15 protein-coding genes are annotated in these 17,645 nt (G+C 70.1%); 8 read left to right on the plus strand and 7 right to left on the minus strand.

What is annotated here, in order from left to right:
* Positions 1-45: 45 nt before the first annotated feature.
* Entirely contained in the window at positions 46-1,575 is a 1,530-nt protein-coding gene (locus ABT360_RS17745; protein WP_351816636.1) for a helix-turn-helix domain-containing protein, read from the plus strand.
* A 143-nt stretch (positions 1,576-1,718) separates the two neighbouring features.
* On the opposite strand, the gene ABT360_RS17750 is transcribed toward ABT360_RS17745, so the two are convergent.
* From ABT360_RS17750 to ABT360_RS17760, 3 genes are all read right to left on the minus strand, one after another.
* Positions 1,719-2,939: a tyrosine-type recombinase/integrase gene (locus ABT360_RS17750; protein ID WP_351816709.1), complete on the minus strand. Its 1,221-nt coding sequence runs from the start codon at positions 2,937-2,939 to the stop codon at positions 1,719-1,721.
* Between the two features lie 80 nt (positions 2,940-3,019).
* On the minus strand, positions 3,020-3,322 hold the full coding sequence (locus tag ABT360_RS17755) for a helix-turn-helix transcriptional regulator (protein ID WP_351816639.1): 303 nt from the start codon (positions 3,320-3,322) through the stop codon (positions 3,020-3,022).
* A 123-nt stretch (positions 3,323-3,445) separates the two neighbouring features.
* Positions 3,446-4,150: a hypothetical protein gene (locus ABT360_RS17760; RefSeq protein ID WP_351816643.1), complete on the minus strand. Its 705-nt coding sequence runs from the start codon at positions 4,148-4,150 to the stop codon at positions 3,446-3,448.
* 665 nt (positions 4,151-4,815) lie between these two features.
* Here ABT360_RS17760 and ABT360_RS17765 point away from each other — a divergent pair.
* Entirely contained in the window at positions 4,816-5,595 is a 780-nt protein-coding gene (locus ABT360_RS17765; RefSeq protein ID WP_351816646.1) for a hypothetical protein, read from the plus strand.
* Positions 5,596-5,972: 377 nt separating this feature from the next.
* Here ABT360_RS17765 and ABT360_RS17770 read toward each other — a convergent pair whose 3' ends face one another.
* Positions 5,973-9,233, minus strand: a complete 3,261-nt coding sequence (locus ABT360_RS17770; protein ID WP_351816649.1) for a DEAD/DEAH box helicase — start codon at positions 9,231-9,233, stop codon at positions 5,973-5,975.
* A gap of 334 nt (positions 9,234-9,567) precedes the next feature.
* Between ABT360_RS17770 and ABT360_RS17775 the strand changes: the two genes are divergently transcribed.
* Positions 9,568-10,038: a hypothetical protein gene (locus ABT360_RS17775; protein WP_351816652.1), complete on the plus strand. Its 471-nt coding sequence runs from the start codon at positions 9,568-9,570 to the stop codon at positions 10,036-10,038.
* Positions 10,039-10,322: 284 nt separating this feature from the next.
* Here the strand turns inward: ABT360_RS17775 and ABT360_RS17780 are convergent, their stop codons facing one another.
* Positions 10,323-10,559: a DUF397 domain-containing protein gene (locus ABT360_RS17780; protein ID WP_351816655.1), complete on the minus strand. Its 237-nt coding sequence runs from the start codon at positions 10,557-10,559 to the stop codon at positions 10,323-10,325.
* Positions 10,556-11,380 (minus strand): helix-turn-helix domain-containing protein, encoded by an 825-nt coding sequence (locus ABT360_RS17785; protein WP_351816658.1) that lies wholly within the window; start codon positions 11,378-11,380, stop codon positions 10,556-10,558. Before ABT360_RS17785 ends, ABT360_RS17780 begins: the two co-directional genes overlap by 4 nt.
* Before the next feature lie 113 nt (positions 11,381-11,493).
* On the opposite strand from ABT360_RS17785, the gene ABT360_RS17790 reads away from it, so the two are divergent.
* Positions 11,494-11,898 (plus strand): ATP-binding protein, encoded by a 405-nt coding sequence (locus ABT360_RS17790; RefSeq protein ID WP_351816661.1) that lies wholly within the window; start codon positions 11,494-11,496, stop codon positions 11,896-11,898.
* Positions 11,899-11,902: 4 nt separating this feature from the next.
* A complete protein-coding gene (locus ABT360_RS17795; protein WP_351816664.1) occupies positions 11,903-12,676 on the plus strand; it encodes a class I SAM-dependent methyltransferase in 774 nt (257 codons plus the stop codon).
* Here ABT360_RS17795 and ABT360_RS17800 read toward each other — a convergent pair.
* A complete protein-coding gene (locus ABT360_RS17800) occupies positions 12,660-13,268 on the minus strand; it encodes a YceI family protein (RefSeq protein ID WP_351816667.1) in 609 nt (202 codons plus the stop codon). The two genes, ABT360_RS17795 and ABT360_RS17800, sit on opposite strands and share 17 nt — an antisense overlap.
* A gap of 197 nt (positions 13,269-13,465) precedes the next feature.
* Here ABT360_RS17800 and ABT360_RS17805 point away from each other — a divergent pair, with 197 nt between their 5' ends.
* From ABT360_RS17805 to ABT360_RS17815, 3 genes are all read left to right on the plus strand, one after another.
* Positions 13,466-14,827 carry a hypothetical protein gene (locus ABT360_RS17805; RefSeq protein ID WP_351816670.1) on the plus strand — a complete coding sequence of 454 codons (1,362 nt, stop codon included), beginning with the start codon at positions 13,466-13,468 and terminating at the stop codon, positions 14,825-14,827.
* Between the two features lie 161 nt (positions 14,828-14,988).
* Entirely contained in the window at positions 14,989-16,224 is a 1,236-nt protein-coding gene (locus ABT360_RS17810; protein ID WP_351816673.1) for an AAA family ATPase, read from the plus strand.
* Between the two features lie 161 nt (positions 16,225-16,385).
* Positions 16,386-17,591, plus strand: coding sequence for a vWA domain-containing protein (locus ABT360_RS17815; RefSeq protein WP_351816712.1), 1,206 nt, complete (start codon positions 16,386-16,388; stop codon positions 17,589-17,591).
* The last annotated feature ends 54 nt before the right edge of the window (positions 17,592-17,645 follow it).

The raw sequence follows: 17,645 nt of genomic DNA on the forward strand, positions 1-17,645 counted from the left end.
GACCCCGACGCGAGGTTCATCTCATATCTGAGATAACCTGCCCCCATGGCAGACGACTACCTCGTACGCATCGGCAAGCTCATCCGTGACGCCCGGCAGCACCGCGGCTGGACGCAGACACAACTCGCCGAGGCGCTGGCCACAAGTCAGAGCGCCGTCAACCGCATTGAGCGCGGCAACCAGAACATCAGCCTTGAGATGATCGCCCGGATTGGCGAGGCGCTCGACAGTGAAATCGTGTCACTCGGGTACGCGGGTCCCATGCACCTCCGAGTTGTGGGCGGGCGCCGGCTGTCCGGCTCCATCGACGTCAAGACGAGCAAGAACGCGTGCGTGGCGCTGCTGTGCGCGTCGCTCCTCAACAAGGGCCGTACGACGCTGAGGCGCGTCGCCCGGATCGAGGAGGTCTACCGGCTGCTGGAGGTGCTGAACTCCATCGGGGTACGCACCCGTTGGATCAACGACGGGATGGACCTCGAGATCGTCCCGCCCGCGCACCTGGACATGGCCGCCATCGACGCGGACGCGGCCCGCCGCACCCGGTCCATCATCATGTTCCTCGGCCCGCTGCTGCACCGGCTGCGCCAGTTCAAGCTCCCGTACGCGGGCGGCTGCGACCTCGGTACGCGCACGATCGAGCCGCACATGATCGCGCTGCGCCGCTTCGGTCTGGACATCACGGCCACCGAGGGGCTGTACCACGCGGAGGTGGACCGCCAGGTCACCCCGGACCGCCCGATCGTGCTGACCGAGCGCGGCGACACCGTGACCGAGAACGCGCTGCTGGCCGCCGCCCGCCACGACGGCGTCACCGTCATCCGCAACGCCTCCTCCAACTACATGGTGCAGGACCTGTGCTTCTTCCTGGAGACCCTGGGCGTCCAGGTCGAGGGCATCGGCACGACCACCCTCACCGTGCACGGCGTGCCGTCCATCGACGTGGACGTCGACTACTCGCCCTCCGAGGACCCGGTCGAGGCGATGAGCCTCCTGGCGGCCGCGGTCGTCACCGAGTCGGAGCTGACGATCCGTCGCGTACCGATCGAGTTCCTGGAGATCGAGCTCGCGGTCCTGGAGGAGATGGGCCTCGACCACGACCGGACGGCCGAGTACGCCGCCGACAACGGCCGTACGCGGCTGGTGGACCTGACCGTACGGCCCTCCAAGCTGGAGGCGCCGATCGACAAGATCCACCCGATGCCGTTCCCCGGCCTGAACATCGACAACGTGCCGTTCTTCGCGGCCATCGCGGCCTCCGCCCAGGGCCAGACGCTCATCCACGACTGGGTCTACGACAACCGCGCCATCTACCTCACCGACCTCAACCGCCTGGGCGGCCGCCTCCAGCTCCTCGACCCGCACCGCGTCCTGGTGGAGGGCCCGACCCGCTGGCGCGCCGCCGAGATGATGTGCCCGCCCGCCCTCCGGCCCGCGGTGGTCGTGCTCCTCGCCATGATGGCGGCCGAGGGCACGTCCGTCCTGCGCAACGTCTACGTCATCAACCGCGGCTACGAGGACCTGGCCGAGCGGCTCAACTCGGTGGGCGCGCAGATCGAGATCTTCCGCGACATTTGATATGAGGATGCCATCACACCCCGTCTGACCTGCGGCTTAGCGGGTCAGGAAGGGGTGCGGCGGCATCTCTGGGACTTCTCTGGGACTTTGGGCCCGCGGTGGGCTACGAGCCACGCTCCACAGGTCCTGCCGACCGGCCACGGCTACGCGAAAATCGCGTCGATTGCGGCGCTGCCCCGTGCGCCCGCGCGGGGCAGGAAGTGGGAGTACTTCCGCAACGTGAACCCTGGGTCGGAGTGCCCCAGCCAGCGTGCCAGGGAGACGACCGATTCGCCAGCCTCCAGTTCCTCGGAGGCGTAGAAGTGGCGCAGGGCGTGGAAGCCGTGCTCCCGGGATGGCTCCCACACGCGAGCGCCGTTTGTGTTGCCCTCCTCCAGCGGAGCGATCACACCGGCCTCAGCCAGAGCGGGCTTCCACACGTAGGAGTTGAAGTAGTTCCGGTTGATGGCCTTCCGTTCGCGTCCTGTCACCAAGAGGCTGTAGGTCCTCGGCCGCCGGTGTTTGGCTTCCACCGGCGTCTCGGCAGGAGTCGGGTCGTCCCAAGGCAGCGTGACCGGGATCGGCGCGAACTGCTCCGTGTGCTGCTGGATGGCCCGAGCCACGCTGGATGGCAGCGGCACGTCCCGTGCCTTGCGGCCCTTGGGGAGGGCGAAACACAGCCTCGCCCGCACCATCTTGACCTGCCGCCGGACGTGGACGACTTCCTTGGCGAAGTCGATGTCCTCCAGAGCAAGCCCGAGCGCCTCCCCCTGCCGGAGCCCAAGGCCCGCTCCGATCACAAGGAGGAGCTGGTAGCGGTCGGGCAGGGCCGCCCGTACCGCCAGCACCCGTTCGGGTGGCCACGCCTCGACCCTGCCGGGTGTGGCGGCCGGAGGGCCAACCGTGCTGGAGCGGCACGGGTTGCGTCCGAGGCGACGGTCCTCGACGGCGGCCTGGAGGATGCTGGAGAGCGTCGCCCAGACGAGACGGATCGAGGTCGGACCGAGGTCCTTCTCCAGCCGCTTCTTCCAGTGGCGCAGGACTTCTGTGCCGATAGCGTTGAGCGGCTGAGCGCCCAGGTGGGGAACGATGTGCCGGCGTACCCTCTGCTCGATCCGTTCGATCGTGGACGGGTCACCGCTCTGGGTGGGCCACCAGTGGGTCGCGATGTAGTCCTTGAGGGAGACGGCCCCATCGCGCGGATCGACGAACTCGCCACGGCGAGCGTCGGTCTGAGCCTGGGCGAGCCAGGTCTTGGCGTCCTGGAGGGCGTCGAAGGAACGGTCCTTGACACCGGGGATGCCCTTGACGCGATAGCGGGTGCACTTGCCGTACATGGCGGTACGGTCACGTTTGCCGGTCTTCGGGTTGGGGCGCTTCTTCAGCCATCGGTCTTCTATGTAGCCGGCCAGGTGGAACTCCTTGGTGATGGGGATGGAGGCAACGCTCTACGACGCTTGGGGGTTCAGGCGCCGAGGAAGCGACTCGACCGGTCCTGCGGAGGAGTGTTGAGCGGGTTGAGGGCCGGGTTGGAGCGGGAGTCGGCCTGTTCCTGTTCGCGGACCCAGGCGTCGAGCGCTTCGAGCCGGTACATAACGCGACCACGGGGTCCCATACGGAAGCTCGGGGGCCCCTGGCGACGATGGCGCCAGACGTAGAGCGTGTGGGGTGAGAGGCCGAGATAGTCGGCGGCGTCCTTCACGGTCAGGAAGGCGGCACATATGGCGCCTGAGGAAGCGGTAGCGGCAAGCGAAGATCGTCCAGACATCGGTGGTTCTCTGTGAGGTAGGGGAGGAGTGAGCCCGGGTGGGCGGAAATTCAATTCCGCCCACCCGTCGCCTTGTCATGCGGCAGGAAGTGAATCGCAGACGATCCGCAACGCGGAACAGCGCTACGGACGGCGCACGGCGGTCAGGGCCGGCTCACTCGACAGGCCAGGAAGGGCGAGGACAGCTTCGAGCCGGTCCCAAGGGATTTCATCTCGTGTCGGCTTACGAAGGCAGTGCGCGAAGCGTTCGGCGAGGCGAGGAGCGCTCATTCCGGCGCACTCGGCCACCACGAAGATATGCGTCGCGCTCTGGTCACCGTTCTTCAGCCACGCCGCGATGCACGCGTCACGCAGAGCGGAGATATTCCTGCCGGGCGACGAGTCGGCCTCGTGCGCTTCCAGAACCGCCGCCCGCGCTTGCTGCCAAATCTTCCGGTAGACCGGGGCGGTCAGCGGTCGCCCGTCGTCGAGAACGAATATCGCGTCATCGGGACGGAGATCGCGCCGGGTGATCTCCGCCTTCAGGAGCGCCACCAACTCCCGGCAGGCGGGAACACGCCGTTCGGCGCCCGCGCGCTCCGAATCCGTCTCGCGGCGCTCTTGTCCCTGAGGGTGGATCAGCAGCCAACCACTGCCGTCGTCCGCGAGTTCCACGTCTCGGACACGCAGCACCAGGGCCTCCTTCGGCTGCAGCGCCGTGAGGGCGATGGACGCCAGGAAGGCCCGCAGTACGAGACCGTTCTGCGGCTGCTCGGCGGCCCAGTCCAGGATCGAAAAGCACTGCCGATCGGTCAGATGAAGCGTTTTGGCGCCAACAGCTGCGGCCATGTGTGAGCTCCTTGGGGTGAGGCGTGGGGGTAGGCACGGCAGTCCGGGCACCGCCTGTGAATCGCACGGCGACCGAACCTCTCCAATAGTCCGGAGCATCGCCGGTTTGGGTAACCGGCGATCCCGTGCTATGTTCCGCCGACCACACAGACGATCTTCCGTGAGCTGCTCTAGGTTCACTTGCTTCGCCGCGCAATTCCAGTCCCTTCCGGGCTCAATGCGTCTGCCGTGAGCGAATCACCATGCCGACCCAAAATCGCTGACGCCCAGCCACCGAGCGGTCGATCTGAACGAGCCGAACGCCGGAATAGAGCAGGCTTCTTCTAAGCACCTGCTCCTTCCCATTCAGCGATCGGGTCGGCACAGCCCGCCGTCCAGACAGCGCTTCGACACCCTGTACCGGGGTCGCCGATGGGCGACGAACGGAAGTCGTGATCTGCTGCGGCGTCACCACCGACTACGGGTCAGGGCCGAACGTCTTACAGTCCCCCATCGCGCGCCACACACTCCTTACCGTACGGCCCGTGCCCTGGCCGGTCCCGGCAGTGTCGCCGGAGGGCGTCGTCACGGCCCCACGAGTAAATGGCGGACCGGGGCGGAGATGTCGCCGCGATCATTCTGGTCAACGGGGTTCGACTGTCAGACCGAGGTTTTAGTGTGGAACGGTGACTTCAGACGTCAGCAAGGTCTCAAGCGAAGAGGCAGCGCTATCTGTAGAGGAGACCATCCTCGCGCAGACTGCCTGGTTCCTTCATGAGCGAGGAGACGTTCAGGCGGCAGCCCTTCTACTGGATGTTGAAGGAATCGAGTGGTCTCCCGGCAACAGGTTCGGCGACTGGATGGATGCCCGCCTTCTGGTTCCCGGATGGCTGATGGACCGGTTCTCTGAGGACTTGCTTGCGCGGATCCGGGACGCCCTCCTGCCGATCGCTGAACGGAACGGCGTCGAAGGACACTCTGTCTACGTCGGGCCAGCGCTCCCAGACGTGGCCGCGGACTGGAGGTCAGCTCTTCAGGGGCGGCTCACCGCCGACACCACAACGAACCACGCCCCGCGTGTCACCGATCCGAAACCGGAACTGCGACGCGACGGATTCGTTTTTGACTCCCGCGAGGAGGTACGGGTCTATGAGGCGCTCAAGCGCGCCCAGGCTGCCCTCCCCGCCGATGCCACCATCTCCATCTTTCCTCTGCCGCTGGGACGCGTAGGAGTCGGCAACACATGGACGCCCGACTTCCTAGTCGTTCGCGAAGGCAGAGCGGGCCTGATCGAGGTCGACGGACCCCATCACCGCGGCCGACTGGCGGCTGACGGGACCAGGGATCGGCACTGGCGGAACAGCGGGTTCGTTCACATCGAACGAATCCTGGTGGAAGAAACGGCCAAGGACTCTGAGTTGGACGCCCTGGTCAGGACGTTCCTCAAGCGGCTGCGCACACATTAGCCGTCCGTACTCGACTCCGTCCCGCATGTCTGTCGGGCACTCGGAGACTGCTGGGTCCGGCCCTCCGACGGAAGGACCGGGCCCAGCGTGTGCGGCACGGTCAGCGGGCACTGCGAGACCAGGCGGGCGATGCCGAACCCGATGAGACCGGCGAAGGTAGAACCCCAAGGTGCGCAAGATGGTGGCCGCCGCCAAGGAGTCCGCGCCCATCACCGGGATCGGCTCCGCCGGGCGGGTCGTCTCAGTCGACCTGGACGCGGGGTCCCGTGCGTCTTGGTCAACGCCTCCACGGGCGGCGGCAAGTCGGTGACTCTGCGGTGCATCGCCCCCTCTTGAGCCGCAGTCCCGCGCTTGGTCCCCTACGACAGGGCCAGGCGCTACCGGGCGCGCCGGGTGGTGATGAGCTGGCCGTTGTGGAGGCGGTGGTTGAGGTCGAGGCCGCTGTCGAGCATCGCGAGGACATCGAGGTGGCGGTCGGCCGGCACGGTCGCCACCCGGTGGCGGTCGAAGGTCAGGCGGATGGTCGGGTGGCGCTCGCTGGGCCGTGCGACGTTGACCGGGCCGTCGGGTGTCCCTGCTACCAGCCGGGTGAGTGGAGTGGTGGCTGCGCGGTTGTCGAGGAGCTGGTTGATCGGGTCGGAGGGAGTGCGGACGTAGTCGAGGAGGTCCTGGACCTCGTAGTCGATCGCCCCATACTGCCGTGTCCAGCCGTCGATGTGGTGCTGGGCGGTCCACTGCCGCAGGCCGGCCGACCGGTGCCCCAGGCGGGCGGCGTCTCGGCCGAGGAGGTGGGCGATGCGTCGGGAGGTGATGCCGGAGGTGAGCAGGGTCAGGGCCTGCTCGGTGTCGACGCCGTGGCGGATGTGCCAGGCAGTGTGTGTGTTGAGCCTGGGTGCGCCGGGAGGGAGCGCGGGGCTGGTGTTGACCAGGTTGATCAGGGCGCCGACGGTCCAGCTCAGGGCGTGCCCGAAGGCGGTGCTGATGTTGCGTACCGCCTGTTCGAGCGCCCACCCGGCAGCGACGCCGGGCTGCCAGGAACGGGCGAGGTCGGGGATCGTGGTGCCGGAGATCCACTCGCGGAGCGCGGGGGCGATCGGGACGTTCATCTGAGTGCCCCGCGTCTCCTTGTCCTTGAAGCTCCAGGTCTTGGTGACCTCCGGGACGTGGTCGAGCAGACGGTCGAAGACCTGGTGCTCGGTGAGGAAATCGAGGGTGCGCTGCAGCGGCCATTCCTCCGGCTCGGCGAGCCGGTCGCCCCCGGTGGTTCCGGTGGCGTCGTCCACCGTGTGCCGCTCGAGCAGCACGGCCAGCTGCTTCGCGAGCCAGTCGAGGTAGCGGGCCGACCCCAGGCTGGTGCCGGTGGCGGCCCACCGGCCGGCCTGGGTGGGGTCGGTGTTCTCGAACACGGTGGCGACCTTGTCCGCGATGGTGAGCCACCGGCTGGTGTGCCGCCCGTTGCCGGTATGGGACAGGGCGAACAGTGCGTCCAGGGCGTCGATGGGATTGCCCTGCGGCGCCGGCGAGGTGGCGTGGAGCTGCAGGACGAGCCAGACGAACGAGGCGAAATCTGCGGCGATGCCGTCCGCCAGCGCGAAGACTCCGTCAGCGTCCTGCCGCAGGGTGTCCTCGGCGGCGGCGAGTTCGGCCAGGGCCTCGCCGGTCAGCAGCGCGGAGACGACGCGCAACTGCTCTGGGTCGGGGTTGAGGGAGTCGAACTCGGCGGGGCGGGGCGGGTAGGGGCGGGTCAGGAAGATCCACCCCTCGCTCTCCCGGCCGGCCCGCCCGGCGCGGCCGATGGCGTTGAGGAGTTCAGCGGGGGACAGAGCGCGCTGGCCGTCGTAGGTAAGCGGGTCGCCGTCGACCTTGTGGTGGACGATGACGGTGCGCACGGGCAGGTTGACGCCGTCGGTGAGGGTACTGGTGCTGGCGATCGCCAAGAGCTCGTCGCGGCGCAGCGCGCCCTCGACAGCGTGGAGGACGTCTTCGGGCAGGGCGCCGTGGTGGTAGGCGACGCCGTGCAGGGTGCAGCGCACCAGCGGGTGCTCCGCGCCGAGGGTGTCGGCGAGGTAGTCGGTCAGGGCCGCGGACTCGGGCCGCTCGGGCAGGCGTTCGGCGATGGCAAGTGCCGCGTCACGGGCTGCCCGCCGGGTGCCGACGACCATCAGGACGCTGCCGTTCGCGGTGAGTTCCGCGGCGCCGGCGGCGAAGACCTGGTAGTCGGCGATCCCGCCTGGCAGACGGGTCCGCGCGTTCCACCGGCCTGCGGAGCCGGCGAAGCGCCGCGTGCCCACCTCGCCGGTAGTCAGCCGGGCGATGGCGGAGGAGGCGGTCGGCCGGACATCGAGGAGGGTCTCGACGGGCACGGTGGCGAGCACCGGCGAGGCGTGCTTCGCGGTCGGCCGTCGCTCCGTCAGCTCGGCGTGCTCCGCCATGAGGTTCGGGTACATGAGCCCGTGCATCCGGCGCGGGCCCCGCCAGTTGTCGGTGAAGTAGACCTCTCGTTCGGGGCGATGCGGGTCGAGCCACGAGGCGATGTCGCCCTTGTTGCCGACTGCCGCGGACAGCAGCACGAGTCGGATGTCGCTGCGAGCCTGCAGCAGCGTGAGCAGGCTCTCCAGCACGAAGCCGCGCCGCCCCTGGCCCAGGTGGTGGGCCTCGTCGACGACGACCAGCCCGACCTCCGCCAGTGCTTCGCCGGGGTTGTTGCGGATCATGTGCATGAGCCGCTCGGGAGTGACGATCTCCACGTCCCCGCCGTCCGGCTCGGCCGGGGAGGTCCAGGGGCCCAGCGGGAACTCCGGTTGCTCTGCGGCCAGGCGCCGCCCGAGCACCCGCAGCCGGCCTCGCAGCGTCCCGCGCATTTCCCGCCCCAGGCTACGCATCGGGGACACGTACACCACGCGCCCGGGGCGCTGCGCCAGGTGCGAGCAGATCACCAGCTGGGCCATCAGCGTCTTGCCCGCGCTGGTCGGCACGCTGATCAGGCTTCGTGACGTCGCCGGGTCGAGCGGGTTGCCAAGCTCGAGCTTCAGGAGCTGGCGCTGCGGCGGCCAGAGCGTCATCACCGGCGGCTTCGACAGTGCGAAGCTCCGCGCCACTTCTGGGGGAGTTCCCGGGGGGAGCAGCCGGTACAGGCTGCTGGCCGCCATCTCCCCGCTCAGCTGGAACAGGTGCGCGGCGACCCACCGCGCCAGCCGGTCGCCTCGGCCGGCCGTCTGCGTCATCACGTCCCGCAGCAGCCGCTGCGCCGCCAGCAGGTCCCGTTCCTCGCCGAACCCCAGGAACTGGTACAGGTGGACAACGGCCTCCACGACGGCCTCTGCGGGCCCGTACATGGTCCCCGCCAGGGACTCGCGGCGCATCACCGCCCGCACCCCGCGCAGCTGCCGCCGCCACGCACGCACCGCCCGGCCCAGCTCCGGGCGGTCGAAGCCCAGGAAGACGATGCCAGCCTCCACCGCCAGGGTACCGATGTGCCCGCGCAGTTCACCGCTGATGTCGACGAGAGCGCGAACCTGCCGGTAGACGGCGGTGGCGTTCGGGTCCTGCTCGCTGCGCCGGTACCCGGCTTGGGCGGCGAAGGCGATCTGGAGCCGCTCAGCCTCGGGTCGGCGTTCGTCGCCCAGGGCCAGGTCCATCAGGTGCGCGCTTGTGGCGAAGGCTCGCCGCACCCGCACCGCGTCGTAGCCAGGAGTCTCCGGGGCGAGCGCGGCGAGCCCGTGCAGGTACCACGCCGTGGCAAGGGTCTCATCCTCGATCTCCCGCTCACCGCGGAAGCCTGGTTGAGGAAGCTCTGCAGCGTGGCAACCGGAAGCCCAACGGACTCAAGGGCGGGCACCTGCACGAGTACGACTTCGGCAAAACTGTCGGATACGACCGAAACGGTAAGCCACTCAACGGGGTCAGAGTCGTCGTCCGTAACAAGAGAATCGTGACCGCATTTCCGATCAAGATGGGAACCCCGGGCGTTCCATGATAGTAGTAAGCTACGTTCTCTCCAGTGACCCTGTTGTGCTCCGTGAACAACAGTCGGTCAATCTGGCAAAAGCCGACCTGGTCGACCTCTGCTACTCGTGCTTCGGCGGGGATCTCACGCTGAAGGTGAACGATGCCGATTTCAGCATCGTGACGGGGGGTGGAGTGCAGATCCTCGACTTTGCCTTGGAATTCTTCACGGCTGGCAGTTCGCTGAAGTCGGGCGACAGTGCCCAGGTCACATTCGCTGGAATGTCTGACGAGATCTACCTGGTCCCATCCGGTGAGTCGGTAAGGGTGAGTTCGTCCTACACGGAGGACGGCGTCGAGGTGCTCAAATCCGAGATCACCTCAGCCAGTCGTGAGTTCCTTGCGAAGCTTCTCGTGGATCTGGGAAACAGATACCCTGACCTGAGGAAGAACAGGAACGTCAAAAAGGTGGCATCTTCGGCGGGTCTGCGCTGGTGATGTAGAGCGTCCGTAAATGTGAAGGCCCACCAGACAGCGTCTGGTGGGCCTTCAGTATTCTGCGGGCGCCGCAGCCCGAGCTGGGTCCTGTGCGGAACGGGTCACGGAAGCCGGTGGCGGTGAGCAGCGAGCCGCGCAGGGCGTCGGAGTGGTGGAGCGCGGGCCGGGTGGGGCTGATAGTGACGCGGTAGTGGCGGACGGCCGTGTACAGCGCGGCGGCCGCTCGGCCCCGCGGTGATTGGGAGAGGTCGGGTCCGGGGCGGCCTATGCGGCGGCTGTCTTCGTCATCGTCCGACCAGGAAGGCTTCCCAGGCGGTGGGGGAGATGGTGAGGACCGGGCCGGTGGGGTTCTTGGAGTCCCGGACGTGGACGGCGGTGGGGTGCGCGGCGACTTCGACGCAGGCGCCGCCCTCGCTGCCGCTGTAGCTGGACTTGCGCCAGTCGTAGGCAACTTCGACGCAGGCGCCACCCTCGTCACCGCTGTAGCTGGACTTGAACCACGTGAGCGCTACGGGTGTCATGCCTCTCCTGCCAGATCGTCCAGCAGACCCATGCTCTCCTCCGGGGTCAGGGCCTGTGACCTGAGCATCCCATATTTCTGCTGGAGCACACTGACCTCGTCGGGGTCGTCGACGAGGAAGCTGACGCGCTGGCCTTCGATATAGGCCAAGTGCTCGTGGTCGGGCGTCTCCAGCAGAATCATCGGTCCGTTGAGGCCCGCGTGCTTCTCGCGGTTCGTCGGCATGATCTGTAGGCCGATGTACGGGAGTTCGGCGCACTGGCGCAGGTGGCGGAGCTGGTTGCGGAGCACCGCTCGACCGCCGATCGGTCGGTGCAGGACCGACTCCTCGATGAGGAAACTCATCATCGGCGGCCAGGTTTTGCGCTCGAAGAGTTTCTGCCGGTCGAGGCGGGCCGACAGTCGTTCCTCGGCTTCCTCCGGGCTGATGGGCGGGACCAGGCACGAGAAGACACCTGCGGCGTAGTCCTCGGTCTGGAGGAGGCCGGGGACGACATGCGTCTCGTACCAGAGCAGCGTCACCGCTTCCTGCTCGTGCTCGATGAAGTCCCGTGCGAACGCCGGATATCGCTCCCTCTCCGGCACCCGCGCCACCCCGGCCGCCAGTACGCCCTTCGCTTCCAGCACCTCGTCCAGTTGGAGCGCCAGGTCGTACTTGAGGGGTCTGCGGCCCTGTTCGATGGAGGCGATCGTCTCCTGGTGGATGCTCAGCTTGTGCGCGAGCTTCGGCTGGGTGAGCCCTGCCGCCCGGCGCAGTTGGCCGACTTGGGCGCCGATGAGGTGCCAGGACGTGTTCTTGTGGGGCCTGCTCGAAGGGTGCATGCTCGCCCTCTTCCCACCCGGCGAAGTACCTGATCCCTGCACAAGCCGTACAAAGCGTTTGTACGGCCTGTGCTGCTGGCCCCACTCTAGTCACGCACGGTGACATGTCGTGCATGAATGAGGAACTTCAACTCCCTTACCTCTTCGAGGCGTTCTACCGGCGGGAGCGCCGGTCCGTCCCGGCGGCCAGGCGGTTCGCGGCCGCGGCACTCGCGGAGTGGGGCGTGCGGGAGCGGGCCGGGGACGTGCTGCTCTGCGTGAGCGAGTTGGCGACGAACGCGCTGGTGCACGGTGTGCCGCCGGGGCGGGGGTTCCGCCTGCATCTGCGACGGGAGCGGGACGGTGGGCTGCTGCGCGTGGAGGTGCACGACAGTGGGGGAGGGGAGGTGTGGGCGGAGGCTCCGGGGGTTGATGCCGAGTCCGGGCGCGGGCTGGTCCTCGTCGCGGCGCTGTCCGACACGTGGGGGGTGGGCGGGCGCAGTCCCGGCAAGGTCGTGTGGTGCGAGTTCGTAGAGTGACGCCATGTCACGTACGTTCGAGGATCTTGTGGCCGGGGCCGACGCGGTCGACGTCTCCGGCTGGGACTTCTCCTGGCTGGAGGGCCGGGCGACCGAGGAGCGGCCCTCGTGGGGCTACCAGCGCCTGCTGGGCGAGCGGCTGGCGGCCGCGTCCGCCGGGCTGGACGTCCAGACGGGTGGCGGGGAGGTCCTGGCGGGGGTCGCCACGTACCCGCCGACGATGGCCGCCACGGAGTCCTGGCCGCCGAACGTCGCCAAGGCCACTCAGCTGCTGCACCCGCGCGGCGTCGTGGTGGTCGCGGATCCGGACGAGCCGCCGCTGCCGTTCGCGGACGGGGCGTTCGACCTGGTCACCAGCCGGCACCCGGCGACGGTGTGGTGGACCGAGATCGCCCGGGTGCTCCGGCCGGGCGGGACGTACTTCGCGCAGCACGTGGGGCCGGAGACCGTCTTCGAGCTGATCGAGTTCTTTCTCGGGCCGCTCTCCGACGAGCTGCGCCGCAAGCGGCACCCGGACGAGGAGACGGCGGAGGCGAGGGCGGCCGGCCTGGAGATCGTCGACGTGCGCATGGAGCGGCTCCGCATGGAGTTCTTCGACGTCGGCGCGGTCGTCTACTTCCTGCGCAAGGTGATCTGGACCGTGCCGGGCTTCACGGTGGACGCGTACCGGGAACGACTGAGGGACCTGCACGACCTCATCGAGGCCGAAGGTCCCTTTGTCGCTCACTCGTGCCGGACGCTCATCGAGGCCCGTAAGCCCCTTACTCGGCGTTCCTGATCGCGGAGATCTCGAACGTGAGCTTGATCTTGTCGCTGACCAGGACGCCGCCGGTCTCCAGCGCGGCGTTCCAGGTCAGGCCCCACTCGGAGCGGAGCAGCTCGGCCTTGCCCTCGAAGCCGACGCGCTCGTTGCCGAACGGGTCCTTGGCGGCGCCGTTGAACTCCAGGCCGATGGTGATCGGCTTGGTGACGCCCTTGATGGTGAGGTCACCGGTAATGCGGTAGTCCGTGCCGCCCAGCGCCTCGGCGCTGGTGGAGCGGAAGGTCATCAGCGGGAACTGCTCGGCGTCGAAGAAGTCGGCGCTGCGCAGGTGGCCGTCGCGGTCGGCGCTGCCGGTGTCGACGGAGGCGATCTTCACGTCGATGAAGGCGCTGGAGGCCGCCGGGTCGGTGCCGTCGAGCTCCAGGGTGCCCTCGTACTCGGTGAAGGCGCCCCGCACGTTGGTGACCATGGCGTGGCGGGCGGTGAAGCCGATGCCGCTGTGGGACGGGTCGATCGTGTACGTCCCGGTCAGGGCGGCCAGAGCCGGGTCCACGGCGGTGACGGCGGCGGGCGCGGTAGCGGTGGTGCTGCGGCTGAAGAGACCCATGACGTGCTCCCTGGAGTGATTGGTTGAACCTTCAACGAGACCCACTGTAGACCCATTCAGTTCAACTTTCAACCACCTGGTCCCCGGCTGTCGCCATAACAGCGCTGACAGATCACGATCGGCGTGGTTAAGATCTCCGCGATGATGAACAACTCCTCGTACGGATTGGGGGAATCGTTCGCCTCGGGTGAGTGCTGATGGCACCTCACTCCACGAACGGGATTCCGACCCACCTCCTGATGTGGCAACGCGTACGTGAGTACGCCGTGCCACCGTCCATGATCGAAACCGCGACCGCTCGGCGGGCGGTCGGTGACTGGGCGGGGGCCTGCGCCGCCGCCCGGATCGACGTCGACCTCGATCTGCGCGCCGTGCGCGACCGCTACGGCACCGAATTCGCCACCCGCCTCCGTGCCGACCTGCGCCGACTGGCGCCGGATCTCCTCCGCTGGCACATGCCCCGGATCGCCCCCGACGGGCGGCTCCGGCCCGGTCTCACCCTGTCTCTGGCCTCCTATCGGAGGTCCGGCGCCGGCACGGTCCACCTGGTGGTGCGGACGCCGCCGGCCCGGGCGGACGCCGGACAGCGGATGTCCCTGGCGCTGTGGGACGGGCCCGGCGGCGACGCCCCCGGGCACCACCCGCACCCGCATCCCGACCGGCGTTTCCGGCTCGACCTGCACCGGCACCTCTGGGACGCCGGGCTGAGCGGCGAACTGGCCCGGCGGTGCGGCGGATCCGAAGGCCCCTGGGCGGTGGCGCGCTGGGCCGACGAGGCCGAGCTGCTGCTGCGGGCGGAGGGGCTCCCTCGCGGAGCCTTCACCGTGCGGCTCGGTGCACGCAGCCGCGCCGTGCTCGAGCTCGTCGCCCCCGACGACAGCCATGCCCCGACGTACCGGCCGCTGCCCGAGGCGCTGCCGCCGCAGGAGGTCGCGGCGCTCCCGGTGCTGCCGGAGGCGGCGGCCCGGGTCCTTCCGGACCTGGAGCTGCTGCGGGCCGGGCTCGTCGCGGCCGGGCGGCTGCATCCGCTCGTCGCCGCGGCGCTGGCGGTGTCCGCCCCCGTAGCGGCATCCGGCCCAGTACCCGAGCCCGGTGATCCGCACCGGGTGGAGTGCCGGGGCGAGGTCCACCGGATCGCCCTGCGGGACGGGGTGCTGACGGCGATCGACCACGAACCGGCCCAGCTGCGGCGCGAAGACCTGCTGGTGGCGCTCGGCGGGCCGCCGCTGCCCTGCCTGCGGGCGATCGACGCGGTACACCGCGACCCGCAGGCCCTGCCCGCGGTCCGGGAGCGGCTCCGCCACGGTGACGTCCTCGGGGCGCTGGCCGTGGTCGAGGGGCTGCTCGGTCCGGCTGCCGTCCTGCGCGACGGGCCGCTCCGGGACGAACTGGAGTCGGCCGCGAGCCGCCGCATCGACCACGGGCTCTTCCGCTCGGGACTGGTCGACGAGCATCCCGCCGCCCGTGGTCACCGTCCGCGGCTCGACCGCCGTACCCCTCTTGTCATCCGCCGCAAGCGGAGCAGCCGGGGCCGGCCGCGCGCCGGCCTGCCCGTCTGACCCGGCCACCAAACCGTTCGGGCACCCCGCCGACCGCGAGGAGGCGAGCCCGGAGGGGCCTCGCCCCACCAACCACCCGGCGCCGCGCCGAGCGCCGCGCACTCCATGACCTCGGGGACGAGCCGTCCCCCACCGCCTACCCACACACCCAGGTGATGCCCATGACTTCCCACACCCAGCTCGCCCTCGCCGACGACCTCCTCACCCTCCTTCGCACGACCACCACCGAGCCGCGCCCCGACGAGCAGCTCGAAGCGCTCACTCTCGCCGTCGCGGCCGACCTGCCCGTACTGCTCTGGGGCGAGCCGGGCATCGGCAAGACCGCGGCCCTGACCCAGCTCGCCACCTCCCTCGACCTGCCGCTGACGACCGTGATCGCCAGCGTCCACGAGCCGTCCGACTTCTCCGGGCTGCCCATCGTGGGCGACGATCCCGCCGTGCAGGGGGTGCCGATGGCGCCGCCGCAGTGGGCCGTGGAGCTCGTGCGGGCCGGGCGCGGGCTGCTCTTCCTGGACGAACTGTCCACCGCCACCCCGGCCGTCCAGGCCGCCCTGCTCCGGGTCGTCCTGGAGCGGAGGGTCGGTGCACTGCAACTGCCGCCGGGCGTACGGATCGTGGCCGCCGCCAATCCGCGCGCGTCGGCGGCGGACGGGTGGGAGCTGAGCCCGCCGCTGGCCAACCGTTTCGTGCACCTGCACTGGGTGCACGACCGGGAGGTGGTGGTGCGCGGGCTGGGCGGGGTCTGGCCCCGGGCGCAGCTGCCCCGGCTGGAGGCGGAGCGGCTCCCGGAGGCGGTCGCCCTCGCCCGGCGGGCGGTCTGCGGTTTCCTGAGGGCCCGGCCGACGCTGATCCACCGGCTGCCGAGCAGCGAGACGCGGCGCGGTGGCGCCTGGCCCTCGCCCCGGAGCTGGGAGGCCGCGTTGACCCTGCTGGCCTTCGGCACGGCGGCCTCCGTCTCCCGGGACGTGCTGGCCCTGCTGGTGCGGGGCGCGGTGGGCGACGGGCCGGGGCTGGAACTCCTCGCCCACCTGGACCGGATGGACCTGCCGGACCCGGAGTCGCTGCTGGCCGACCCGGCCTCCGCCGAGCTGCCGGAGCGGGGCGACCTGCGGCAGGCGGCCCTGGAGGCGGTGGTCGCCGCCGTCGGGGCACGGCCCGAGCGGGAGCGCTGGGAGGCGGGCTGGGCGGTGCTGGTCCGGGCGCTGGAGACCGGCGCCCCCGACTTGCTGGTCGCGCCCGCGACGGCACTGGCCGGGCTGCGGCGCGACGACTGGGAGGTGCCGGAGGCGGTGGAGCGGCTGGCCGGGGTGATCGGCCTCGTCCGGCGCGCGGACCGGTCGGTGGGACGGGTCGCGGCGGCGGCCGGCGCCGGTCGGACGACGGGGGCGCGCCGATGACGAGGGCCCAGCGGCACCCCGGGCCGCGCCCGCTGCCGCGTCCGATGGCCCCGCCCGCGCCACCGCGCCCGGTGCGGGCCACTGTGCCGGAGCCGCCGGTCGGCACGGGCGGGCCGGCCGGCACCCGTCGGCCGGCCGACCCGCCCGGACTCCCGCTGGACATGGAGAAGTTGATGGCCGCCCGGCTGCACGCGGTGAAGGTCCGGCCCTACCTGGCCGACGCGCTGTTCGCGCTGCACGTGGTGGAGGACCGGTCGGTGCCGACGATGGCGGTGGACGCGTACTGGCGCTGCTACGTCTCGCCCGGCTTCGTCGCGCGCATGCCGGTGGAGGAGCTGGCGGGCGTCTGGGTGCACGAGGTCTCCCACCTGCTCCGGGACCACCACGGGCGGGGCGAGCGGTACGCACGGGAGCACGAGGCGTACGGGCCGGGGGAGAGACTGCGGCGGAACATCGCCGCCGACTTCGAGATCAACGACGACATCTACGGTGACGGTCTGCCCCTGCCCAAGGGGGCGGTGCTGCCGTCACTGCTGCGGCTGCCCGACGGCCTGCTGATGGAGGAGTACCTGCGGAGGGCATCGATGTCCGGGCTCGCCGCGGACCTGGCCTGGCTGGACTGCGGCAGTGGCGCCGACGGGCAGGAGCGGCCGTGGGAGCTCGGGCCCGACGGGGCGCACGGGCTGAGCCGCCAGCAGCGGGACGCGGTCCGCTTCCGGGTCGCGGAGGGGATCAAGGGCAGGCCCGGCGACGCGCCGGAGGGGTGGCGCCGCTGGGCGGACGAGGCGTTCCACCCGCCGCAGCCGTGGCGGCAGTTGCTGGGGGCGGCGGTCCGCTCGGCGGCCGGTGCGCCGGGGGTGGGCGAGGACCACAGCTACCGGCGTCCGTCCCGGCGCTCGGCCAGTGTGCCGGGGGTGGTGCTGCCGAGCCTGCGCCGTACGCCGCCCCGGGTCTGCATCGTGATCGACACCTCCGGGTCGGTGAGCGACGCCGAGCTGGGCAGCGCGCTGCTGGAGGTGGCGGCGATCTCACGGGCGGTGGGCGGGCGGCGCGACCTGGTCTCGGTGATCTCCTGCGACGCGGCGGCCGGGGTCGCCGTCCCGATCTGCCGCGCCGAGAACATCGAGCTGGTCGGCGGCGGGGGAACGGACCTGCGCTCGGGTTTCGCCCGGGCGCTCCGCTCCCGGCCACGCCCGGATGTGATCGTCGCCCTGACGGACGGTCAGACGCCGTGGCCCTCCGCGCAACCGCCCTGCCGCACTGTCGTCGGTCTCTTCCCCCGCCCGGCCGCCGGCGTCAACGAGAGCGACCCCGACTACGTCCCGGACGCCCCGCCGCCCTGGGCGCGTGTCGTCACCATCGGCTGAGAACCGGGTCACGACCCGACCGGGTCACGACCCGACCGGGTCACGACCCACCCC

The sequence above is a fragment of the Streptomyces sp. NPDC000229 genome, from assembly GCF_040300825.1.
Taxonomy (GTDB): Bacteria; Actinomycetota; Actinomycetes; order Streptomycetales; family Streptomycetaceae; genus Streptomyces.